Origin of the sequence: Clostridium sp. UBA5119 (assembly GCF_002414285.1) — a bacterium.
GTDB lineage: Bacteria > Bacillota > Clostridia > Clostridiales > Clostridiaceae > Clostridium_J > Clostridium_J sulfidigenes.
In genome coordinates, this window is sequence record NZ_DHYX01000069.1 from 1 (window position 1) to 25408 (window position 25408).

The 25408-nt window shown below is 28.1% G+C and carries 19 protein-coding genes and 2 pseudogenes; 18 read left to right on the forward strand and 3 right to left on the reverse strand.

The annotated features are described in order from the left end of the window. A pseudogene (locus B2671_RS11205) lies at nucleotides 1–465 on the reverse strand (hypothetical protein); the annotation flags it as partial. Nucleotides 466–643: 178 nt separating this feature from the next. Here B2671_RS11205 and B2671_RS11210 point away from each other — a divergent pair. The 6 genes and pseudogenes from B2671_RS11210 (at nucleotide 644) to megL (ending at nucleotide 9650) form a co-directional block, all read left to right on the forward strand. Next, the gene (locus tag B2671_RS11210) at nucleotides 644–2200 is read left to right on the forward strand and encodes a hypothetical protein (RefSeq protein ID WP_346870496.1); all 1557 of its coding nucleotides are present in this window, start codon (nucleotides 644–646) and stop codon (nucleotides 2198–2200) included. A gap of 80 nt (nucleotides 2201–2280) precedes the next feature. Next, nucleotides 2281–2550, forward strand: a complete 270-nt coding sequence (locus B2671_RS11215) for a putative Se/S carrier-like protein (RefSeq protein WP_150844557.1) — start codon at nucleotides 2281–2283, stop codon at nucleotides 2548–2550. Nucleotides 2551–4345: 1795 nt separating this feature from the next. Next, the gene (locus B2671_RS11225) at nucleotides 4346–5872 is read left to right on the forward strand and encodes a hypothetical protein (protein WP_346870498.1); all 1527 of its coding nucleotides are present in this window, start codon (nucleotides 4346–4348) and stop codon (nucleotides 5870–5872) included. Between the two features lie 235 nt (nucleotides 5873–6107). Beyond that, nucleotides 6108–6836 carry an HAD-IB family hydrolase gene (locus tag B2671_RS11230; protein WP_346870499.1) on the forward strand — a complete coding sequence of 243 codons (729 nt, stop codon included), beginning with the start codon at nucleotides 6108–6110 and terminating at the stop codon, nucleotides 6834–6836. 95 nt (nucleotides 6837–6931) lie between these two features. Further along, nucleotides 6932–8179 carry a sigma 54-interacting transcriptional regulator gene (locus B2671_RS11235; protein WP_346870500.1) on the forward strand — a complete coding sequence of 416 codons (1248 nt, stop codon included), beginning with the start codon at nucleotides 6932–6934 and terminating at the stop codon, nucleotides 8177–8179. Between the two features lie 275 nt (nucleotides 8180–8454). Beyond that, nucleotides 8455–9650 (forward strand): annotated as a pseudogene (megL, locus tag B2671_RS11240) (methionine gamma-lyase). A 53-nt stretch (nucleotides 9651–9703) separates the two neighbouring features. Here megL and B2671_RS11245 read toward each other — a convergent pair. Then, a complete protein-coding gene (locus B2671_RS11245) occupies nucleotides 9704–11512 on the reverse strand; it encodes a tetratricopeptide repeat-containing glycosyltransferase family 2 protein (RefSeq protein ID WP_346870501.1) in 1809 nt (602 codons plus the stop codon). Nucleotides 11513–11820: 308 nt separating this feature from the next. Here B2671_RS11245 and B2671_RS11250 point away from each other — a divergent pair, with 308 nt between their 5' ends. From B2671_RS11250 to B2671_RS11280, 7 genes are all read left to right on the forward strand, one after another. Then, the gene (locus B2671_RS11250; protein WP_346870502.1) at nucleotides 11821–12120 is read left to right on the forward strand and encodes a hypothetical protein; all 300 of its coding nucleotides are present in this window, start codon (nucleotides 11821–11823) and stop codon (nucleotides 12118–12120) included. Nucleotides 12121–12194: 74 nt separating this feature from the next. Continuing rightward, a complete protein-coding gene (locus B2671_RS11255; RefSeq protein ID WP_346870503.1) occupies nucleotides 12195–12992 on the forward strand; it encodes a DNRLRE domain-containing protein in 798 nt (265 codons plus the stop codon). Between the two features lie 173 nt (nucleotides 12993–13165). Further along, nucleotides 13166–15190 carry a glycosyltransferase gene (locus tag B2671_RS11260; protein ID WP_346870504.1) on the forward strand — a complete coding sequence of 675 codons (2025 nt, stop codon included), beginning with the start codon at nucleotides 13166–13168 and terminating at the stop codon, nucleotides 15188–15190. A gap of 156 nt (nucleotides 15191–15346) precedes the next feature. Then, nucleotides 15347–15745, forward strand: coding sequence for a hypothetical protein (locus B2671_RS11265; RefSeq protein WP_346870505.1), 399 nt, complete (start codon nucleotides 15347–15349; stop codon nucleotides 15743–15745). Nucleotides 15746–15827: 82 nt separating this feature from the next. After that, nucleotides 15828–17039, forward strand: coding sequence for an efflux RND transporter periplasmic adaptor subunit (locus tag B2671_RS11270; RefSeq protein ID WP_346870506.1), 1212 nt, complete (start codon nucleotides 15828–15830; stop codon nucleotides 17037–17039). 2 nt (nucleotides 17040–17041) lie between these two features. Continuing rightward, on the forward strand, nucleotides 17042–17713 hold the full coding sequence (locus B2671_RS11275) for an ABC transporter ATP-binding protein (protein WP_035130710.1): 672 nt from the start codon (nucleotides 17042–17044) through the stop codon (nucleotides 17711–17713). Then, entirely contained in the window at nucleotides 17714–18916 is a 1203-nt protein-coding gene (locus tag B2671_RS11280; RefSeq protein WP_346870507.1) for an ABC transporter permease, read from the forward strand. A 40-nt stretch (nucleotides 18917–18956) separates the two neighbouring features. Here B2671_RS11280 and B2671_RS11285 read toward each other — a convergent pair whose 3' ends face one another. Next, nucleotides 18957–19616, reverse strand: coding sequence for a Crp/Fnr family transcriptional regulator (locus tag B2671_RS11285; protein ID WP_346870508.1), 660 nt, complete (start codon nucleotides 19614–19616; stop codon nucleotides 18957–18959). Between the two features lie 97 nt (nucleotides 19617–19713). Here B2671_RS11285 and B2671_RS11290 point away from each other — a divergent pair, with 97 nt between their 5' ends. The 5 genes from B2671_RS11290 to B2671_RS11310 form a co-directional block, all read left to right on the forward strand. Then, nucleotides 19714–20196: a permease gene (locus B2671_RS11290; protein ID WP_346870509.1), complete on the forward strand. Its 483-nt coding sequence runs from the start codon at nucleotides 19714–19716 to the stop codon at nucleotides 20194–20196. Then, nucleotides 20193–20918, forward strand: coding sequence for a permease (locus tag B2671_RS11295; protein ID WP_346870510.1), 726 nt, complete (start codon nucleotides 20193–20195; stop codon nucleotides 20916–20918). The genes B2671_RS11290 and B2671_RS11295 overlap by 4 nt, the downstream gene beginning before the upstream one ends. 39 nt (nucleotides 20919–20957) lie before the next feature. Next, complete coding sequence (locus B2671_RS11300; RefSeq protein WP_346870511.1) at nucleotides 20958–21272, forward strand: cupin domain-containing protein; 315 nt, start codon at nucleotides 20958–20960, stop codon at nucleotides 21270–21272. A 548-nt stretch (nucleotides 21273–21820) separates the two neighbouring features. After that, the gene (locus B2671_RS11305; protein WP_422653238.1) at nucleotides 21821–23719 is read left to right on the forward strand and encodes a polysaccharide deacetylase family protein; all 1899 of its coding nucleotides are present in this window, start codon (nucleotides 21821–21823) and stop codon (nucleotides 23717–23719) included. A 459-nt stretch (nucleotides 23720–24178) separates the two neighbouring features. After that, nucleotides 24179–25408 (forward strand): glycosyltransferase family 2 protein (locus tag B2671_RS11310; RefSeq protein ID WP_346870513.1); only part of this gene is annotated, 1230 nt, incomplete at its 3' end.

Below are 25408 nucleotides of genomic sequence, written 5' to 3' on the forward strand. Positions count from 1 at the left end.
TAAATCTTCAGCTTGTTGAACAGGTACAAAACTAGCTGAAATTTGAGCTATGGAATCAGGACAGTAGAACTTTCCAATTATATCTGTCCTATTAATTTCATATAATTCACTTTTGTTTACACCATTACAATCAATATAATCAGCACAGAAAGAAATCACATAATTTAGGACTATTTTCTTAAATCCTGGTTTTCCTTTAATAGGAATTTTATCTACGGAAAGTAGTTCTACGTTGAAGTCTCTACTACCAATATATCTCTTAGGCTCAATAAGTGGGTCACTTCTCAATTGATTATCTGTTGTATTTGTGTCTGGGCCTTCACCGTATACAAGACATCTTTTAATTAAGCATTGATCAAAAATTTTAGGAACTTCAATGCAAACTAATTCTGAAGGATCAGGTAAACGCCCTTGTTTATTTACAAGACCAGGACGTGGCACAAATTTCTTGAAGTTAATGGACATAAATTCTCCTCCTCTTGAAAAATTATGATAAATAAAAATTTATTTAATACTTACAATACATCATATGTCAGAATATTAAAGTGGTGATATTAAAAAGGCAAGTTAATAAATTTTTTGTTCTATAGAAGTGCATAATAAATTTTTATTTAAATATAATTTTATAAAGGGGGGAGTAAGTATGAATGGTGTATATCCTTGGATATATGGGGACTGTAAAGATAACATATGGAAGTTTTCACTAAACGATAATAAAGAATTATGCTATAGAATTATGTACAGTGAAGGAAAATGGACTAAAGAAACTCTAATTGATGTAGAAGTGCTAGGGTTTGATGTTTATATTAGTGGAGATGAGATAATACATGTGGTATACAGCAATACTAAAGGTGAGCTGAGATATTGCACTATGAAAGATAAACGATGGTTGGGAAAGGTACTTTACCAAGTGGAAAGTAATGAATTTGAAATACAAAATTTAAAAGTTGAAATTGTAGAAGAGGAGATGCATATCTTTTATTTACTTGTAGGTAATGATGGTAGTGACCATGGCGTATTAATGCATTGTATATGGAACGGAAAAGAAACTAAAACTACTACAATACAAGACATTATATTGATACCTAATTTAAAAGAATACTATTCAATACATGTAAATAAAAAAAGAAATATTTATGCATTTTTTATTACAGATGAAGGTGATGAAGTTTCTTTAAACTATTGTAACTTTGAAAATAATAGGTGGTCGTCTGTGAGAAGGCTTTATGGTATCCAAGGAGAGGATATAGGTTTTGAAGTTCTAATGGTTCAGCAAGAGATTCATATACTAAATAAATCTAGAGAAGACTCTATATATTTTCTTGATCATGTTTCTATAGATATTATTGGAAGTTTAAAAGAATTTAGAGTTCATGAAAGTAGAAAGGAACTAAATGAACCTATATTATTTACTGAAAGTAATAAATTATATTCTTGTTGGCTAGAACAAGGTAAGATTTTCTATTCAGCTTTTGATGGCGAAAAATGGGTCGGTCAAGTCTATTTTGATAGAGGAAATGAACTTACAGTAGAAAGATATAATTGTTTTATTTATATAGATAAAGATAGTGATACAAAAGTAAGAAAAATTTACGGAACTAGGGGATTAGATCTGTATTTGTTTGATCCTAGTGAATTTATAGTAAATATAAAAGATTCATTAGAATCTAAAGGAGGTAAAGCTAAAAAAATAGTATCGCAGGAAGTAGAATCAAGTGAAAGTTTAAAATTTGAATTATCTCGCGCAAATTTAGAAAAGAAAAATTTAGAAAAAAAAATTACTGCTTTAAATCTGCAATTACAAAAAAATCAAAGATTTATAGAAGAATATGAAGACCAAATTTCTAGAATATTAGAACAAAAGCGTAAATCTGATGAGAATTGTAATATATTTTTAGAATTACAAAAAAACATTCAAAAAGAGCTAGAAGATACAAAAAAAAGATTTTTGGAAGAGGAAGTTCTTACAAGAAATATTCAAAAGGAGTTGGAATATACAAGGGAAAAATTGATAGAAGAAAAAAAGATTAAAATAGCTGTTGAAAGTAAATTGAAAGAATGCCAAGAAGAAAATGTAATAATTAAACAGCAAAGTGAGATGATAAATGAAGAAAGAATGAGGTTGAGTGAAGAACTTGAATTAGAAAAGAATCAATCTATTATGGAACGATTACTAAGACGAAGACCAGGTGGAGTATAAAGTCACTTCTAAAGTTATAAAGCATACAATAAAGTAAGGACATGCATAAATTAGATAAACACAAAATAGAGGTGAATAATATGAAAATAGAAGATTACGATTATATCATGATCTTTACTTCTCATCACAGAGCGTTATATATTTATGAGCGCTTAATTAAAAAAAATATTGTAGTAAAACTTGTTACTGCTCCTAATAAGATTAATATTAGCTGTACTCAGGCAGTGAAATTTAAAGAAATAGATATGGAAGTCATACAGAAGGAATTACAGAAAAATAATATTTATCCAACTAGCACCTATAAAATTGTTAAAGACGGAAAAAGCGAAATTTATGAATTAGTCGAATAAAATTTGCTTAGTCAATTTTTTAAGGATTATATTGCATAATAAGCAGGTGCAAAGCATATTTTTAGAATAAGAGTGAACTCGGAAACTAATATTAAATGGAAGCAAAGGAGTTTTTATATAGTTTTGGTGCCGATCACTCTTTGAATTAATATTTAAATAATATGCATTTAAAATTACTTTTAGTAGGTTAAGAAGTAGCAAATTTGATATTAATATAAAGGATATAAGAGATTTATAGTATTTATATGAAGGTTTGCTAGTTACATCAATATATTTTGTTAGTAAAGGAGGGGTGAAGAGGAGTCTATGTTTAATAAAAGAGAGAAAAATATCTATTATGTATCACATTTAGGAACAGAAACTGTATCGATAATTGACGGAGATAATTATAGTATTATAAAAGAGATTGAAATTGGTCCAAGNNCTCTAAATATTATTGTTGATGAAAAAAATAATATATATATAGCTAGTGATAGAAATAATAAAGTTACACTTGTTGAGGACTTATATGATTCTAGTAAAATATGGGAAATTGCTAATAACGGTAATATTAAAGTTGATTCAATAGCTCAGAAAATCTATGCTAGTGATACTGAAGAAGTGTGTATTTATAGTCTAAGAACTGGTGAAAAGCTTGGGTGTATAAAAGGATTTATTGCTGCGGAAAGCTTGGAACTTGACAAAGAGAAGAAAAAATTATTTGTATTGGACATTTTTCAGAATGAAATAAAAGTTTATGATACATCAAACTTTCAATTAATAAAAGTATATAAAGATGTTGGGACCGCACCTATATATATGATCATTGGAGAAGATGAAAATTATATCTATATTTCAAATAAAGGAATTAGTAAAGGAAATTGTAAGGGGAATGTTTCTGTATTGAATCTTGAAAATGGAGATGTTTCATATATTGACTTTCCAAAAGGATCGTCTATCTCATATTTAGTACAGGCAGGACTCCTTTTATATGTAGCAAATAATGGGTTACATAGAATTGAAGTTATAGATATATTAAAAAAAGAATGTATAGCAACAGTAAAAACTACTCTTCCAGAGTTACAAAGAATTAGATTATCTCCTGACAAAAAAACTCTATTAGTAACTAGTAAAAGTAATGATGGAAAAGGCGTATTTGATAGGATTAATATCTCCGATAATTCTATTTTAGATAACTTTACTTTTTCACAAAATAATAGTATTCCTTACGATATAGGTATTGTTACTCAGAATAAATTTGAAGTAGAAGAAAAGCCTTTTGCTTTCACAGGTTCGGAGGATAAAGGAAAGAAAGATAGTGCTACTGCTATACTGGCCAAGAAAGTCCTATCTACTTATCAAGAAAAAATAATATTTTCACAGGTTACAATTGAAATGTCTTCAAAAAATTACTCGGTTATAAGTGTAGATGATGTTATATTTAAAAAATGTGAAGTTATAAATGAAACAAAAAATAGAAAAATTATAGATAATGAAAAAAAATACTCAATTTTTCAATATGATTTTTATATTCCCTACTACATAGAATGTATAGATGAACGGGAACAAAAATATATATTTGAAGGAAAACTTAAGGGGACGCAGAAAGCTACGTTATATATACCAGCAGACGCAGAACAAAAGGGAATGGAATTCGTAATTAATTCTTTTGCTAAATTAATAAGCACTCCAGTATTCATAAACAAAAGTTTGAAGTTTGATGTTAGTGTCTTAATTTCAACAAAGGTGATTGTAGAGGAAATAGTATTTATTCCATTTTACAAAGACTGCGAAAGTTTTGGAGGAGGGGGGAAAAATGACTAATGAAAATTATGATTGTTTTTTAGTCAAGCAGCAAGATGGGAAATTACTAAAGTTTTCTTATGATAGTGAACAAGGTATATATTATCAAATCCTTATGAAGCGTGAATGGTCAGAAAATATAAGTGTTTACAAAGATAGTTTTAAATATTTTTATGTTTTGGAAGACTGGAATGGGGAAGTTCATGTTTTTTGTCAGGATATTTGTGGAGATCTTATTCTATGTACATTAGAGAATAAAGTATGGAAGTATAATACTCTTCTTAATATGAAACATGATGCAATTACGCCTGTACAAATTAAAGCATTTTTTTGTTTGAAAGATATTCATTTACTGTATAGCATAATAGACAAATATACTTATTCAGAAGTGTTAATTCATCAAGTTTACAATAATAAAGTAACATGGACTAAACCACAAATTATTTCTAATATGGAATATTATTCAAGATGCCTATATAGTATTTGCAAAGATAGTACTATTAGTATAGTAATATTAAATACTATGTTAGGTGGAGGATATCAATTAGCTTCTAGAAATTTTTATATTACTGAAGATAGATGGGGAAAGGAGGAGACTATACATACATCACTCTTACCATATATAGATTTTGCTTTTTGTGTAGAAAGAAATAGAATCCATTACCTATTTATTGAACAGGATGATCATGTTAATAGAGTGATTTATCATTATAAAGAAATAGGATTTAAAAAAAATATTATACTATTTGAGCATGTAAATATAAATTCTTGCTTATTGATGTTATATAATGAAATGCTATGGGCTCTATGGATTTGTGATAATAAACTTTATGGTTGTTTTTCTAAGGATTATGGACAAAGTTTTAGCAACTATAAGATATATAAACTATTTGATAATATATTACCTAAAAAAGTAGTTTATCAAGAATACTTAGAAGATAACGAAAATAATTTTTTTATAAATGAGATATATGTAATGAACCTGAATGGAGATATTCAGTTATTTTTACACGAACTTTTGGAAACATCAGCAGAAAGTGAATTACAGAAAAATAAAAATTTATTGAATAAAAATGGAAGGTTTAATTTAAAAAAAGAAAAATCAAAAATTTATTTTGAAAAAATTGAAATAATTAAAAAGGAAAAAGTAGAATTACAGTTAAAACTTAACCAGGCATATGAAGAATTAAAAGCATTGAGTGAAGATATAAAACATGAAAAAAGTGAAATTTCAAATCTAAAGTATAAATTCTATAGTGAAAAAGAGAAATTAAAATCATATATAAATGACAATGACATATTAAGAAGGAGAAATAGTTTTTTAGAGCAGAAGATATTATTAAGTGATAATGAAAAAATACTAACTGAAAAGAAATTAGCTGAAAAAGAGAAGGAAAATGAAAAATTAAGACAACAAATGACTCATGAATATATTGAAAATCTATCTGATTCAGAAGAAGATAAAATAAAAGATAAAAATAATATCCCAAAGCATGTTAGATTTTCTTTGATTAAATGGTTATTTGATGATGAACTTTAAAAGCATTCACTAAGTTTTGTATGATATTTTTTATATTTATATTTAAAAAGTAAAAAACATAAGATATATTAGTAAAGTTTAATCAATTAATCCCTTTATGAATACTAGACTTTAAATCATAAATATGTTATTGTAGATAAAATATTATAATGGAAACTTCTTCTTATTTTTATTTGAAGAAGTAAATTTACTAACAAAAGTGTAGAGTTGAAGTGTCACTTAAGGAGGGCTTTATATGGGAAAGATTGCAGCATTTTTTGATATAGATGGAACTATCTATAGAGAAGGTTTAATAACAGAAGTTTTTAAAAAAATAATAAAATATGAGTTAGTTGAAGAAGATAAATGGTATAATGAAGTTAGGCCAGCTTTTTCTAAATGGGATATAAGACAAGGGGATTATGATATCTATTTACTTAAAATGATTGATGTTTATATTGAAGCTACTAAGGGGTTAAGCAAAGAACATATAGAACATATAGCTAGAAATGTGATTAATCAGAAAGGTGATAGGGTATATACATTTTCCAGGGATAAAATTAAATGGCATAAGGAGCAAGGACATGTTGTAATTGCTATTTCTGGCTCTCCTATAGAACTTGTAAGAGAGATGGCAGGAAAATATGGAATGGATGATTTTAGGGGTACCATTTATAAAGCCGATGACCGTGGAAAATATACAGGTGAAATTATTCCAATGTGGGATTCTATAAGTAAAGAAAATGCTTTAATGGAGTTAAAGGATAAATATGATATAGATTTAAGTAAAAGTTATGCTTATGGAGACACTTCTGGAGATTTAACTATGTTTAAATCCGTAGGAAATCCCTGTGCTATAAATCCAACCAAAGAACTAATTTCAAAAATAGTAGAAGATGAAGAAGTAAAGAAAAAAATCAATGTTATAGTAGAACGAAAAGATGTTATTTATAAATTAGATATTAATAATTTAGAGTTAATCTAAGTAAAATAAAGATTTATAGCTTAAAGTGGCGTTACAATAGAAGTCTTGTAACGCCACTTTTAAACATAATACTTGATTACAAAAGGGGGATTTGTATGATTAGATTTGAGATAATTACAAGAGATAGATTGGGGATTACAGTTGAGATATTAGAGAAAATTTACAATAGGAAAATTAACTTAATTTCCATGGAAGTGTTTTTTCAAAAGGTATGTGTAAAGGTTGAGGACATGGAAGAGGAGTTAAAGAAGGAACTAATGAAGGAAATTTGTAATATTAAAGATATTATTTCCGTTAAAGAAATGGAGTTATTATATTATGAACAAAAAGAAAAAAAATTAAAAGCTATAATAGATTCAATAGAGGATAGGGAATTCAAGAATATAATTGGTACAAGCAAGGCGATAGAGAGGGTTAAAAGTATGACTTTAACTATTGCAAAGAGCAATTCAACGGTGTTATTGAGAGGTGAAAGTGGAACGGGTAAGGAAGTCTTTGCAAAGGCAATACATGATATAAGCCCTAGATGTGGTAAAGACTTTATTGCTATTAACTGTGCAGCGTTACCAGAAAACTTATTAGAGAGTGAATTGTTTGGATATAAATCAGGAAGTTTTACAGGTGCAATGATAGGAGGAAAAGATGGGATTATTAAAGAAGCTAGTGGAGGAACTTTATTTTTAGATGAAATAGGAGAAATGCCTATGTTTATACAAGCAAAGTTACTAAGAGTGATACAAGAGGGTAAAATTAGAAAAATTGGTAGTAGTAAGGAAGAGGCTGTAGATGTAAGAATCATAGCTGCAACTAATAACAATCTTGAAGATATGATTAAGGATAAAACTTTTAGAGAAGACCTATATTATAGATTAAATGTAGTTCCTATGTATATCCCAACATTAAGGGAACGGTTAGAGGACATTCCACTTTTTGTTCAGTTCTTTATAGATAAGCTTAATTACAAATTAAATAAAAATATAAAGGGCGCTGATGTTGAGTTTATTAGCGAGTTAATGAAATATCATTGGCCTGGAAATGTTAGAGAGCTACAAAATGTTATAGAAAGAGCAATGAATTTATGCAAAGGGGATGTATTAACTGCAGAGGACATTTTTATAAATTTTAAGAATGATATTTATAACTATGAATCTAAAGAGATTATAGATAAAAAATCCGATGAATATTTGCAGCTACCATTAAAAGATATAATGGAGAAATGTGAAAAAGAAATTATTAAAAAAACTATAGATAATTATAGGAGTTATAGAAAAGCTGCAAGTGTACTTAAAGTTTCTCATACTACAATAATGAATAAAATTAATAAGTACAATATAAAAATGTAGGTGCTTTTGTATTGAAGTATGTAAAAATTAATTTACAGATGTAAATAAAACTTTACGAAAAAATCTAATAAGTAAAGAAATATTTACATTAACTTAGTATAAATATTAAGAGTTGTAGATTATAAAAATAAATGAATTTCGCCATGTCCTTGTTGTTAAAGCTTTGTCTAAAATTATATTCACCTAAATTTAATTATCTCTTAAATTTCCCTTAATTTGGCACTGAAATTGCTATAAATTATTGTAAAAATAATTTATATAGGGAGGTCAAATTAATGGGGAACAATTTAAAAGCAATGGGCTTTGCTACAAGAGCAATTCATGGTGGACATGTTAAGGATCAATTTGGTGCTTTAGCTACGCCTATTCATCAANNGCAACCTTTACTTTCGAATCTGCTGAGCAAGGTGGTAGACGATTTGCCCTTGAAGAAGGTGGATATATATATTCAAGGCTTGGAAATCCAACCAATACTCAATTGGAAGAGAAGTTAGCAATGCTAGAGGGTGCAGAGGCAGCAATTTCTACTGCATCTGGTATTGGAGCTGTTGCTTCAGCATTTTGGACATTGTTAAAAGCTGGAGACCATGTGGTAGCAGCAAAAACTCTTTATGGATGTACTTATGCTTATTTAAATCATGGAATAAGCAGATATGGGGTTGAGGTAACTTTCGTAGATACTACTAATCTTGAAGAAATTAGACAGGCTATGAGAGAAAATACTAAGGTGGTTTATTTGGAAACACCAGCAAATCCAAACCTTGAAGTTGCAGATATAGAAGCAATAAGTAAGATAGCTCACCAGAATAAGGATTGTATAGTAATGGTTGATAATACTTTCTGTACGCCATACATTCAAAGACCGTTAGAATTTGGAGCTGATATAGTAATTCATTCAGGAACAAAGTTCTTAAATGGTCATGGAGATGTAATTTCCGGTTTTGTAGTTGGAAGTAGCGAATTTATAAAGAATGTTAGATTATTTGGGGTAAAGGATATGACAGGAGCTAGTTTAAGTCCTTTTGATGCATTTTTAATTATTAGAGGTATGAAAACTCTAGAAATAAGAATGGAAAAACACTGTGAAAATGCTATGAAAGTAGCTAAATTTTTAGAAGGACATAGTGCGGTTGAAAAAGTATATTATCCAGGTTTAGAAAGCTTTCCACAATATAAATTAGCTAAAAAGCAAATGTCTTTACCAGGAGCTGTAATAGCTTTTGAAGTAAAAGGTGGAATTGAAGAAGGTAAGAAAGTTATAAACAGTACGGAGCTTTGTACAATAGCAGTAAGTCTTGGAGATGCTGAAACTTTAATTCAACATCCAGCATCAATGACACATTCGCCATATACTAAAGAAGAAAGAGAAATGGCTGGTATTAGTGATGGATTAATAAGAATAGCTGTTGGTCTAGAAAATGTTGAAGATATAATAAATGATTTAGATAAGGCATTAAAGTGTATATTATAATATAATAGAGAGTTGATAAAGACTCCTTTTGGGGAGTCTTTAATTATATAAATTTATGATACTTCTTTATTATTAATGCAATATTGCAATATATCTAGGCTATCACTATCATAAACTTCAAATTCTTTTATTGATCTAATTATTTCTTTTTTTGCATGCTCAATATATCCATGTTTAAAATATAGTTTTCCTAGATTAAGAAGTACAAATTTATTATTTATTAAATTTAGTAAGTGTACAGCTATTTTAAGTTCATCATATTTATCATTTATAAGCAATATTTCACATATCTCTAGAATAATATCAAGATACTCACTTTCATTTTCCTCTTCTGATAAAAGAGTGGTGGATTCTTTCGTAAATAATTTTAAAAACTGTGAATACACTTCCAATAGTTTTTTATTGTAACCTGATAAGGAATCTTCTTTAAAATTGGATAATAAGGATAACGCCTTATTACAATTATTAGTTAATACACTACTTATAACTTTGTACATTGAAAAATATAAATTTAAAGAATTATCATCAACTATATTGTTCATGTCAATGCACTTAGTAAAGGAACCGGACATTACAAGACATTTAGCTTTAAGTAATACCAACTCTTCAGTAATAGTTTCAGATAGTTCACATTTTTCTACATATTCCAATGCTATTTCATAGAATCCTTCATTATAAAACAAATCTGCAATAATATGATTAGATTTTGAAGAACTAGAAATAAGGTCTTCTATAATCCTTTTAAAACTATCCGTTGGGGTATTTTTGATTTTCAATATATCTCCAATAAGGTATAAGGGATTAAGGAAATCGGGTTTTGATTTAAGTGTTTTAATATAATAATTGTGTGCAGCATCATAGTCTTTTAGTGCGAAGTAGGCATTGCCTAACTCATAGTATGCCTTGAAACTTCCTATTCCATATAAACATTTTAATTCAGACGGTGCTTCACCAAGCTCAATACATTCTTTAAGAGCTTCTATCTGAAGTGTAGGTATATTCATATCTTTAAAAATAAGAGATTTTAAAAAATATAAGTCAGTAAACTTAGGGTAGTGATTAATACCGATGTCTATGAACTTAAAAGCTGTATCATAATTTTTAATTTTATAATTTAAGAAAACTATCCTAAATATTAGTAAATAACTGTATCCGTTGTATGGGTCAAATTTCTCATAGGATTTATAGTAATGTTCTAACGCAGTTTTATTATCGTTTAATGCTGCGTATTCAGTGCCTAGGTTAAAGTGAGCAAAGGAATCATTGGGGTCTTTTTTTATTTGCTCATTTAAAATAGGTATATTTCTGTTTCTTTTATTCTTAGACTCTATTGATTTAGTCATATATCCATAATGATTAATTTGCATTAATTGATAAATTGCTTTATATTTGTTTTCTGAGTATACTAATTGATTATGAATTTCTCCCTCATAGTGAGTTCCATGGTTGTTTTTAAATAGTCTAGGATTTAAATTTATAGTTATTGAATTATCATCAACAATATTTCCATAATAATTTAATGTTTCAAAGTAGTAAATAGCATTTTCATCTAACTGTCTGTATAATAAATCTTTAAAATTTTCTTGATTCTTAGGGGATAATTCATCATCTGCATCTAATATAAGTATCCAATCTTTGGTAGCATATTTTAGTGATTCATTTCTAGCTTCACTAAAGTTATTATGCCAAGGAAAATAGTAAACTTTAGCCCCAAAGCTTTTGGCTATATCTACAGTTTTATCCGTAGACCCTGTATCAACAATAATAATTTCATCCACAATATCTTTAATGCTGTTAAGACAGTTTGGCAAATAGTTTTCTTCATTTTTTACAATCATACATAAGCTTACTTCATTTCTCATAATATATAATCTCCTCTTTTAAATAAAAAGCTTCATTGTTTTAATAAATAAAATAGTATATTAATTTTACTATATATACTATGTAAAAATTTAATGAACTGTTCTTGCAGTAAACATTACTATTTATATAATAATATTTATTCTTATTTGTAAAAAATGAAATAGAATGTAATGGTAAAATTATAATTACTATGCCTGAATTTATAAAAGTAATTACATGAATATTAAATTTGTAAATCACATTTTATTTATAAGGCCATATAATATATCAGGAGCAAAATCCTAAAAAATTTTGGGGGATGAATTTTATGGCTTTAACAATTGATTTTGATACTCCTCAAACTGGTACACCTCGTTCTGTTGGAGTTACAGGCACTGTTGCTAGGAATAGTCTTGCTTATTTAACAATTAGACTTAATGTTACAAATGCTGTTTCAGCAGGGAGAGATAGATCATTTTATAGAGTAATTGCTTATGATAATACAGCAAATGGAACATCATTAGCTGTTAATACCTCTTATACTTTGTCAATTGTACCAAAGTTTATAACAGGTGATACTGTTGACGAATCTACTGGTGTAGTAACCGCATGGTCATACACCATCTAGCACTATTTAAAATAGCATGGAGCAATTTATTGCTCCATGCTTTAAACTAATGGTTTAAAAAAGAGGTGACAAATTTGTCAAATATAATAATTTATGCTACTAAGAGTCTTACGGTAACCAGTAAATTGATAAACGGAAATATGAATAAACCTACTATAACTGTAGGTAATGATGGTATACACAGTTATATTAGTTACTTATTTTTTGATATTTCTAATATACCAATGAATGCGTCAATTTCCAGTGCAGAACTTGTATTGTTTAAGACAAATAACTTTTATAATGATTGTAGGAAAACATTTTCTATATACCCACTATGTGATTATTTCAGCACTTATACAACTTTCAATAATCGACCAGAAATAAATAGTAATATTAGAAAAAATTTTCATCCAATAACTTCAAATGTAGCTATAACAGTAGACTTAACCGAATTTGTTGTATTATGGTTACAGAATAAATTAAGTAATACAGGGATAGCATTACTTGATAGAAGTAATAGTATTCTTACACAATTTGGTTCGTCAATATGTAAGGATAGATATCTTGTTCCATTTTTGAAAGTGGTTATAAACGATGAATATAAATGTTGTAAGGAATGCAATTGTTGTAACAAAGGTGAAGGTACTATAAGGCAGGTAAATGTTAAGGGAACTGTTGCAGAGAATTCAAAGTATGTAGCCATAGTAAATATTGGAGTAACAAGAAGTGGTACTGGACATACAGATAATTATTATGTCACTGATGAATATAACAATTTATCAAATAGTAGTCCTCTTTATGTAGATAAAATCTATAATATGGCTATAGTACCAAAGGAAAATCCAGGAGATATAGAGACTGTAAGCTTTTATGGTTCATATAAGGAGTAGATTATTGTTTTCTACTATAGTTAGTAATCTTTTGTTTAAATTAATATAAAACTGTATGATTACTAATTAACATAAAATATGGTAAAGATAAATGAGATTTTATTGGATAGATTACCAATAGAATAAGTATCTATTCTTACTATATTTAATAATAGTAATAAAGGAGCGATAGCATGGTTGAAAATGTAAGTAGTATGAGAGTTGATTCTGAGAAAAGTAATAAAAAAAATATTGTATTTTTCGTAAAGCAGGGACTAGATAGTTTTTTAAAAGATATTATTAATGAATTATCCCATGACTATGTAACTAAAAAAATAGTGGTAACAAATCTAAAACAAATTGATGAAGGGATGAAGTTTGCCGATATATGCTGGTTTGAGTGGTGTGATGAATTAATATCCTATGGAAGCAAACTGGATATTGCTAAAGAAAAGAATATTATATGTAGAATACACAGCTATGAATCCTTTACTGAATATCCATGTAATGTTTACTGGAAAAATGTTGATAAAATCATATTTGTATCAGAATATATAAGAAATTTTACTATTAATAATTTCAATATAGATAAAGAAAAAACCATGGTAATTCCTAATGGTATAGATATTACTAAATGGACTTTTAAAGATAGAAAACCTGGGTCTAATATTGCATATGTAGGTTATATAAACTATAAGAAAGGACCTATGCTATTGCTTCATACGTTTAAAGCTATATACGATAAAAACAACCAATACAAATTATATATTGCTGGTAAATTTCAAGATGCTAGAGATGTTTTGTATTTTAATCAAATGATAAAAGAATTCGGGTTGGAAGATAATGTGATTTATGAGGGGTGGCAGGATAATCTAGATAAATGGCTAGAAGACAAAAGTTATATTTTATGTACAAGTGTATTGGAGTCACAAAACATAAGTATTATGCAAGCCATGGCAAAAGGAATAAAACCTATAATCCATAATTTTGTTGGTGCAAAAGAAATATATCCTCAGTGTTTGATTTGGAATACAATAAATGATGCTCTTGAGATGTTAATTGATAGTAAATATGATTCTCAAGAGTATAGTTGTTTTGTTAAGAATGATTTTGAATTTAAGGATCAAATAGAAAAACTAAAGGCATTATTCATAACTCTAGCTGAAATAAAAAAAGTTTCGATAATTGAGAAACCATTAGTTACTATAGGAATAACAAATTATAATGGTAATAAATACTTATCAAAATGTGTAGATTCTTTTATAAATCAAACCTATCCTAATATAGAAATTTTACTTATAGATGACTGTTCAACAGACGGCTCTGATGAAATAATTAGAAATTATGAGAAAAAACATAAAAATATACACGGAATTTATCATAGTCTGAACTCAGGTGGAGCATCAAAAGGAATTCAAGAAATTATTAGTAACGCAAAGGGGAAGTATTTTCAATGGATTGCTTGTGATGACTTTGTAGAAAGGGAGGCTGTTTATAAATTTGTAGAGTATTTAGAAGAAAATCCTAACAAGGACTATGTATTTAGTGACTTTAATATAGTGGATGAAGATAATATAATAGTTCAGCAATGGAATTACCAAGTTCATCCTAAAGATGAGGTCATTGAACGTATTTTTAAATCTGCATCGGGTGTTATACCTATGAATTGTCTTCATAGATTGAACTTTTTTAAGGATAATAAAATAAGTTGGATAGTTTATAAAAGCAATGATTTTTCTGCAGATACATTGAATTGTCTGCAGTTAATAAAATATAATTGGAATTATGGAAAAGTAGATGGTGCAGTAATAAATTATAGAATTCATTCAAATAATTTATCACATAACTTACAAAGGAGAATAGATTCATCTGTTACTATATTCGATTATATAATTAAAAATTTTAAAGAAGAAGTATATGCATCTGAAATTCAATGGAATCAATTTGAGGATAGGAGCCAGCTAAAAAATTATGTAATAGCTCAATTTTATTATAATCAAATTCAAAATCATTTAAATATGAAAGCAATACCACAATATATAAAGTGTAATGTTACTAAGGAAGAAATAGTAAAATATTGTTTTGTTTTTGCAAAGGAAGGTATGAAGTATATTGATGAAGGATTAAAACATGGAGGAGCTTTTCTAAATGAATTTCTCAATTTAAAAGGATTATATGATACGTATAAAAAAGAAGTAGAAGATTTAGGAGGCATTTAGTAAATAGCAATAACATGATTAATTCTAGAGTTTTTAATTCCACATACTTTTAGGCATAAAAAAGTAATTTTAAGTAATTTATACAAAAGAGTACAGATTTCTGTTAAAATAATATTAGAAATTATTTAATATAATTATATAAGGAGGAATTATAAAATGGAAAAAAAGACAAGGGGATTTTGGACCACATTAGTGTTAGTATTTTACATTCTTGGGGGAATTGGGTCACTTTTTACTCCACTTACCAATAAGACTACAGCTCAAATGTTTCCAGAGCTTGCCCTTAGCAATGGCATGGTAGTATTTTCAATTATATCTGGGATAATACTTTTAGTTATTACTATCGGAATTTTCATGTGGAAAAAGGTTGCAGTATATGCTTTGGCAGTGTATCAACCTGTTTGCTTTTTAATAGGATTAATTGCAACTCCAATTTTTAGTTGGTTAACTGTAGTTTTAGGAATAATAGGAATTGTAATAGCATATCTAATAGTGTTTAGCCTACTTAAAAAGATGAAACATAACGAAGAAGTAGAAAATTCAATGAATGTATAAAATTAGTGTATAATAAATAAAGAAGATAGATTCTATCTTCTTTATTTATTATAAAATGGGACAAGGAGTGAAGAATTTAAAGATGAATTTTAATCTTTCAAAGAAGAAGAAGTATATGCTGATTGTCATTGCAGTAGTACTATTTATAATACTTTCAGCAGTAATAATTGCTATAAAGTTAAAAGGACCAAAAAAGGAGACAACAATTACTCATGAAGATAGTTATGAAATCAAAGGAGAAGAAACATTAAAATTTAATGGTATTAGTATTATAAGTGATGAGCAAATTATTATAGTAGATAAGTCACAAGGAGAATTAAAAGATATTAAAGTTAAAGATGGACAAGAGGTAAAGAAAGGAGACGTATTATTTTCTTATCTTAATACTGCAGTTGAAGATCAAATAGCACAGTATGATAGGGAAATAACCTCCAATAATGGCAAAGTATCAAGAGTGAAGAAGGAAAAGGATAAAGTTAACTCAAGCATTAATAAGCTACAAGGAGATTTAAATGCTATAAGTGGTGAACTAAATAAAGTTCAGAGTGAAATATCTAACCTTAGTACATCACAAGAAAAAGAACCTCAAAGTCAATATAATGAATTATTGAAAACAAAAGATGTCCTTGAAGGTAAGCAACTAGAAGTTTCTCAACAAATAGAAATATTAAGGAGTCAAGTTAATGGCATAGAAACTGAAGTAGCAAGTTATGAAGAGGGAAACAAGTCAATAGTAACTGAAAGGGATATTTTAAAGAAAAAAATAGGTAAAGATATAATTGCAGATATAAATGCAGTAGTGAAAGTAAATAGCAAGGGTATAGATGACCCAACTGTAGCCTATATGAGAATAATATCTAAAGAGCCTTTAGTTAAAGCAGAAGTTTCTGAATTTGATGTAAAGAATTTAAAAATAGATGATGAAGTAATGTTAAAGGTTATTAGTAGTGGAGAATATATTAAAGGTACTATAACTGAAATTGACGAGCTACCTATTGAAGAACCAGGAAGAACTACAACAGGATACAATTTTTACATAAAACCAGAAAAGAGTATCAGAATAGGGTTTAGCTTAGAGGTTAAGTGCAATTACAAAGGAATAGAAATACCTAAGGATTATGTATATGAAAAAGATTCTAAAATACATATACTTAAGGAAAAAGGCGAATCTTATGAAGATATAGAAATAAAAGCAACTTTAGAAAATGATAAGTATTATTTATTAGATGGAGCTATAGGGATAGGAGATAGGTTGATTAAAAATCCTTCTACGGTACTAGAAGGGAGCAAATAATTATGATTAAATTAAAAGACATAAATAAGTTTTATGTTACGGGGGATGAAACTCTTCAGGCATTAAAGAATGTTAATTTAGAGATAAATAAGGGTGAGTTTCTAGCAATAATGGGACCCTCTGGATCAGGAAAATCAACACTTATGAAAATATTAGGATTGCTGGATAAAAAGTTTGATGGAAGTTACACATTTTTAGATAAAAATATAAGTTCTTTTTCAGATGATGCTTTAAGTAAGTTTAGAAATGAAAAGATAGGATTTGTATTTCAAGATTTTAACCTTATAAAAAGGCTTTCAATAAAAGAAAATATTGAAATACCTATGCTTTATAGAGGTCATAGAATAAAGGAAACCAAGAAGCGAGTTGTAGAACTATTAAAAAAGGTTAATCTTGAGAGTAAAATAAATAAGTATCCTACTGAATTATCAGGAGGACAACAACAGAGGGTATCCATTGCTAGAGCATTAATTAATAATCCGGATATAATAATTGCAGACGAGCCTACAGGTGCTTTAGACAGCCATACATCTAAGGAAATAATGGGTATGTTTAAAGAACTTAATGATGAAGGAATTACTATAATTTTAATCACCCATGATATAAATGTAGCAAGACAAGCTAATCGAGTAATGTCTATTTTCGATGGTGAGCTTAAGGAAGGAGAATTTTAGATGAAGCTTAGTGTTCTAATTTTTACTGCTTTAAGAAATCTTATAAGAAATAGAAAAAGATCTTTCTTAACTATGTTAGGTATAATAATAGGAATAGCAGCAGTAATTACCATAGTTGCATTAGGTGAGGGGTATAAGAATAAAACTATAAAAGACTTTACAGGGGAAAACGAAGGTAAAGTTGTATTAAATGCCATGTTTACTCCATCAAATGCGGAACATATTAATGCTACAGGAAATAGTTTTAATAATAATGATAAAAGAGCTGTAGAAAGATTACAAGGAATTGAATCAGTAGAATATATATATTCTAGCAATGAATATGGTGAGCTTGTAGATTTACAGGTGAGGGGAGCTTCCATTCAAGGAATGGCTTCAGAGGTAGAAAAAACTGATTCTCCAAAGATTATAGGAAGAAATTTAAGTGAAAAAGATAATGAAAATTCAACAAGAACCATGGTATTAAGAGAAAGCGTAATTGGTGATAAGGTTGGAGAAAAAGAAGAGTTAATTGGAGGTATTGCAACCTTAAAGGGTATTACCTTTGAAATTGTAGGTATTATAGAATCTGATGAAGATGAGGAATTTAGCTTTAGCTTTAAACCAGATATTCAAATTCCAAAGAATACCTATGATAAGTTTTTCCCTTCTAGTGATGTAGTTCAAGGCATGAGCATTACCTTAGTTAATGGAGTAAATGTTAAGGATACTATTAAGAGTATAGAAAACACCCTTAATGAGGAAGGCTCTAAAAAAGCTGAAGGGGAATATATGGTGATGGATACCAGTGGAATAATAAAAATCATGGGTTCAGTACTAAATACATTAACTTTATTTATTGCTGGAGTTGCTGGAATATCATTATTTATTGCGGGAATAGGGGTTATGAATATGGTTTATACTTCTGTTTCTGAGAGAACTTTAGAAATTGGAATAAAAAGATCAATAGGAGCTAGAAGAAAAGATATAAAGCGAGAGTTTTTAGTAGAGGGAGTTGTTATTACTGTCACTGGTGGAGTGATAGGATATGTATTAGGGATAATAATTGCTAATATTATATCTTATTTTATGCATATGGCAATAATACCAAGTCTATTTACTGCATCTGTAGCTATAGGAATTTCTATATTTATAGGTATAGTATCTAGTATAATTCCGGCAAATAAGGCTGCTAGTGCAAATACCATTGATATTCTGAAATAAAATAGTGGTAGACTTTTAAAGTTAAAGGTCTACCACTTATCTATTTCTCAAGTTCTATTATGGTAATAGAATATGCATCGTATTCTATTAACCCATCTTTTCTCATTTTATTTAATTCACGGGATAATGAGGATCTTTGTACCCCAAATTTTTCTGCTAAATCCTTTTTAGTTACTTCTAGTTTAATTATATTACTCTTTTGAACATAGCTTTCATACATTAGAAAGTCAATTATGCATTGTCTTATAGACTTAAGAGAAAGTGTTTTTATTTTATCTGTTAAAATTAAGGTTTTGTCTGAGATAGAGTGAAGAAATTTAGATAAAAAAGTAGTATTACTTTGGCAGAGACTTAAAACTAAATCTTTTTTTAAGTGTATAAGTGTTACTTCCGTTTTTGCTAGAACCATCATTGGATAAAAGTTTTTATGGGAAAAAAGCAGATTTCCTCCTAGTTCACTGCCGATAGTAAAATCACTTATTGAAATATAGTTTCCTTTCTCATCAGTGCTTTGTACAGAGACAATTCCTTTCAAGACTATATCAAAAGTAACACATTTTTCATTTTGAAAATAAATTACGGAATTTTTTTTATAAGTTTTTATATTGAAAGAATCTTGTACAAATAAATGATTAATAGTGCTCATAGAAATATCTTTAAATAATTCTGTATTTTCAAGAATAGAAATAAAATCTAACATTATTATTTCCCCTTTTCAAAATTAGTTACCTTGGTAACTGATTATAATATTAAAACAAATTATAATACAAGTAAAGATATTGAAGGGAGAAAATAAAATGGATATTTTCACAATAATTCTTTGGGTAATTACATTGACTTGGTTTATTTGGTCCATAATTAAAGATATAAAGAAAACTTTTAACTCCATTAAAATGTCAACGGGACTAATGAAAAGCATGATAGGAGAAATTATAGGAATACTTTTTCTTATAGGATTAATACTTACATTCATTCCACCAGATACAATTAAATATTATTTAGAACAATCTAATATTTTTATGTCTACAATTATTTCTGCATTTGTAGGAAGCATCACTTTAATACCAGCTTTTGTTGCTTTTCCACTGGTAGGTTCCCTAGTAAATGCAGGAGCTAGTATAGTTCCTATAGTGGCATTTTTAACAACTCTTACCATGGTTGGGTTTGTTACATTTCCTCTTGAAAGAAGAGAATTTGGTATTAAGTTTGCATTGATTAGAAACTCATTAAGTTTTATATTTGCTATCACTATAGCACTTTTAATGGGGGTGATAATATGAGTTTAATTATTAAAAGAGTAAAAAATAATATGTTATTAACTTTTGTTATTTTAGCTTATTTGTTTTTATTGATTCTTATGCCGGATAAAGGAATTAGGGCTTTAAATAATAGCTTATATTATGTGAAAGAAATGCTTATAATAATGCCAGTAATACTTCTACTAACAGCTCTCATTGAGGGATGGATTCCTAAAAAAACTATAGAAAATGCACTAGGTGAAGGTTCAGGGGTTAAAGGATATATATTTTCCTTTTTACTAGGTAGTTTTTCAGCAGGTCCTATTTATGCAGCTTTTCCTGTATGTAAGATGCTTATAAAAAAGGGAGCCAGTATAGCAAATATAGTAATAATCTTAAGTGCTTGGGCAGTAATTAAGATTCCAATGCTAGCAAATGAATCCAAGTTTTTAGGTGCTAAATTTATGGTGATTCGATGGAGCTTAACTACAATATCTATTATTATAATGGCAATTATCACTTCAAGATTTGTTAAAAAAGAAGAATTACTTAAAGAAGATATTATAGAAAAGGAAGATGCAATACTAAGTATAGAAGAGGACTTTTGTATTGGTTGTGGATTATGTACAAGTATAGCATCAGAAGATTTCACATTAGAAAATAAAAAAGCAAAGGTTAATAAAAGTATATTAAAGTCACAAGAAAGTGAAAAGATTAAACTAGCTATATATAAATGTCCTGCAAAGGCAATTAAGTATAAATAATATGTTATAAAAAGTAAAAATATAGAGGAGAGATTTATAGTGGTTGAAAAAATTTATCAAATGACTAACAGTGATAGTAGAACAGTTGAAATGCTTATTTCAGATGAAAATGTTCATTACTTACACATGATTTTTAATAAAGGAGAAGGACTTCCAGAGCATTTTTCAAATTCTAATGTTTATATGGTTGTACTAAAAGGCACGTTATCAATTGGACTAGATAACCAAGAAATTCATGAATACAAAGAAGGCGCTTTATTAAAAATACCATTTAAAACTAAGATGAATGTTGGTAATAAACATGATGAAATTTTAGAATTAACTGTGGTAAAATCACCTGCTCCATCTAAATAATTACACAATAGGGTAAAAGCTTTTAATTAATATATATAATTTACTGAATTTAAAATAAATAATTTAATAAGTTAAAAAGCTGCTGAATATTCAATGTAATATTCAATAGCTTTTATTATATTACTGTAATTTTCAACAGAACTTAATTAATAATATATTGATTCAAAATAAAATATTGTGGTATAATTGTATATCATTTCAATAATCAATAATTATTGTTTATTGAAATAAGTTATTCTTAAGGTTAAAATAAAAATAAAGTCTTAAATACATGGAGAAGAAATAATATGAAGAAAAATTGGATTATCATAATAATAATTATAACCGTGGCTATAGGATTAGGAGCCTTTACATATAATAGCTACATAAAGAATAATTATACTGAAAATATCATTAAAAATAATAAAAATAAGTATGATGCATCAGCAGAAATAAAGGATGCATTAAATTTATTAAGTAGTAAAAAACAAGCTGAAATCATAACTAATGCAAAAACTTCATCTAATATAGTAGCTTTATCCTTTGAAGGTATCAGTGATGCTAATACTATGGGAGAAATAGTGGAATTATTAAATGAGTATGGTGTAAAAGCAAATTTTTTTATTCCAGGTATTAAAGCTGGAGAAGACCCTACCACAGTAAAAAACATTAAAAAAGCAGGTCATGCAGTAGGAAGTGAAACTCTTTCAGATACTAGGTATATGGAAAAGTTATCTCAGAAAGAATTAATTACTGATTTTTGCCGTGGTAATAAGATAATAGAAACTATAATTAAGGAGAAACCAAATTTACTAAAGTGTAAATCTACCCAATACACTGATGAAGTCCTAGAGGCAGCATATGCCTCAGGTAATAAGTATGTGGTTCATAGTGATCATTATCTTAGCTATCAAAGTTTCAAGGATTATGGGCAGGCTCAGAATTATGTAAACAAATTAGATAAGGGCACAATTATTTCCATTAAGGTTAATGATGTTCTTGATGATTTTGAATATGAAAGAGAAAAAGAAGAGGAAAAGCCGGGTATAAATAAAAAAGCAGGGATAGATGAGTCTACTAAGGATGAAAGAGAAGAAATAACGGTTGTTAAAATTGTAGAATGGTTGTTGAAGGCCATAGATGAACAGAAAATAACTGTTGTCCAAGTGAATGAATTAGTAGGAATGAAAAGTGATGATGAAACTTCATCACCTGAAAACATGTCAAATAAAGATGATATATATATAGATGAAAGTTATAAAGAAGAAAAAAATACTTCACAAGGAAATAGTGAAGATAAAAATTATTCAGATTTAGTAAATTTTAAGGAATTAATAGAAAAAAATAATGGTAACCTTGCTTCTAATATTTCAGAGTTTTACACTACTAAAAAGGCACTATCCTATACCTTTAGAGGATTAGGTAATGAAACTGCATTAAATTCAGTTTTAATATCTTTAGATAAAATAAAGGCTAAAGGAACTTTCTTTGTTACTAAGGATGAGATAGAAAAATATCCAGATAGAATTGCTAACATATTAAAGAAAGGTCATGAAATTGGCAATGGAGGAATAACAGTTAGTTCAAGTTTATTAGACAAATCTACAGAAGAGATTTGTAAAGAAATATATGAAGTAGATAATTTATTAAGGAAGATTGGTGTAAATACTAAAGCATACATGCCTGGATATGGTTATGTTGATGCTGAGGTTCAAGAAGCTTTATCTGTTATTAATAAAATTCATGGTATTAAGGGTTATGAATTGTTTACTTATTCTAAATCTCCTATTAATCATAAATATAAAAACATGAATGCAGAAGCAGTTGTAAAAGATTATTTTAATGTAAATACCTATATGTCATTAAGAAAAGGTGAGATTGTTTACTTTAGACTAGATTCAGATTTATTTGAAGATAAGAATACTGTAGCAAATATTATTGAATTAATTACCGCTAACTATGTAAAAAGTGGACATGCTAATAAATATAATGAAGCAACACAATCCTATATTTTAGTTGAAAAGCCATTGAATTATTCTGTTGAGACTTTAAGTGAATTGCAACACACTATGGAATCATCTTCTCAATTAGGGAGATATAGGATGGCGGGGAATAATATTAACTCATTAATTAGGAGGTCTTATGAAGAAGCTTTATCTATGATGAAATCTAATTACATAGGTAATAAGTATGTTGATTTAGGTGATTTAAGTGAAGAGGAACAGGTTTTAATGGATAAGACAGGGACTATTGATACCAATGGTGAAGATGTAATATTCTTTACCTTCGATGATTGGGGAGGAGATCCTGTGGTTAATGAGATTTTAGATGTACTTAATAAACATAAAGTAAAAGGAAGCTTTTTTGTAATATCAAAATACATTGATACTAATGGAGATGTATCTAATGCTAATCCTAATTTACTTAGAATNNATTGCATTCAATGGCCACGATATTGGAAGTCATAACTATAATCATGAAACTTTAGATGCAAACAAGAATAAATTGGATATTTCTTTAGTTAAATCCTATGATGCTATGGTTAATGTTATAGGTGATTTAAATTCATTAAGACCATACTTTAGACCACCAACTTTACTTGTTAAAAAGGAAGGGCTAGCACAGGTATTTGAAAGTGGATTTAAATATTCTATTAATGGAAATATTTCAACCCATGATTATGAAAGTAATTCTTCCCAACAAATTGTTAATTCATTGGAAGAAACTTTAATTAAAGGTAGAGGAAATATTATAGTAATGCACATGAACAATCAAAGTTATTATACAGCAGAAGCCTTAGATATTTTCTTAACTAATAATGAGAATGGAGTATACGGAACAAAGTATAGAATTGCAAAGCTAAGCGATTATTTAGAAAAATAATTTTTATAACATATGAGGAGTTTAAAAATGAGGTTAGATACTATATGAAAAAATTAAAAAAAGATGAAATCTGTGATGTCCTTTTAAATCCCCGTAAAGATAGACGGTTATTATCAAATGTTCCTGATAAGGAAGAAATTAGAGATAATATTGACCGTAGAGGATATCAACTTTTGGATGACCATAAAGAAGACCCTAGTGGTTTTATAATGAGTAAGAATGCTGGTATAAGATATGTAATGAAAACAGATGTGGAAGTTATTTGTAAAAGTAGCAAGGGGAATAAAAAGTTATTAGTAAAATCTATAGACATTTCTACCACGGGGCTTTTGTTAGAATTAGAAGATGAAACACAATTAAATATAATAAACAATGCTGAGAAGATAAAATTAAAATTTAAAATATTACCAGGATCGATGCCTGAGGGCTACGAAATGAAAGTGAAAATTAAAGGTGAAAAAGTTAGAGATTCTATAACATCTGATGGAGAAATTATCTGTGGAATAGAGTTTACAGAAACTTTGTCAGAGTATTCAAGTAGAAAAAAAGATAGATATGTACTTGTTACTTCTAGTTTTCTTTTATTATTTATTACATTATTTATTATATTAATGCGTGCAGAAAGTATTATATATTTTAAATTTAATAAATGGATATACCTTTATAGTATTATTGCAGCAGTATTTTTGCTTAGTAGATATTTATTTGGAATGTTATATAAACCTATGCCAATAGATGTGGATTATACACCGGGAGTAACTATTATTATTCCTTGCTTTAATGAAGAAGAGTGGATTGAAAGAACAATTCTAAGTTGCATAAATCAAGATTATCCTATAGACAAGCTGGAAGTTATAGTAGTAGATGATTGTTCTAATGATAAGTCTGTAGAAAAAATTAAAGAAACTATTGAGAGGTTAAGTAGTGAAGCAGAGAGATTTGAAACAAAACATAGGTTAAAATATTTTGTGCAAGAAAATAATCTAGGTAAAAGGGATGCTTTATGCAGAGGAGTTAAGGAGGCTAAACATGACTTAGTTGTATTTGTTGATTCAGATAGCTTTTTAGATCCCTTTGCTATAAGAAATTTAGTTCAACCTTTTAAAGATCCTAAAATGGGAGGAGTATCAGGAAGGACTGATGTGGCTAATACATACACTAATGTATTAACAAAGATGCAATCAGTGCGTTATTACATAGCATTTAGAATTATGAAGGCAGCAGAGGCTTATTTTGATGCTGTTACCTGTTTATCAGGACCATTAGCTTGTTAT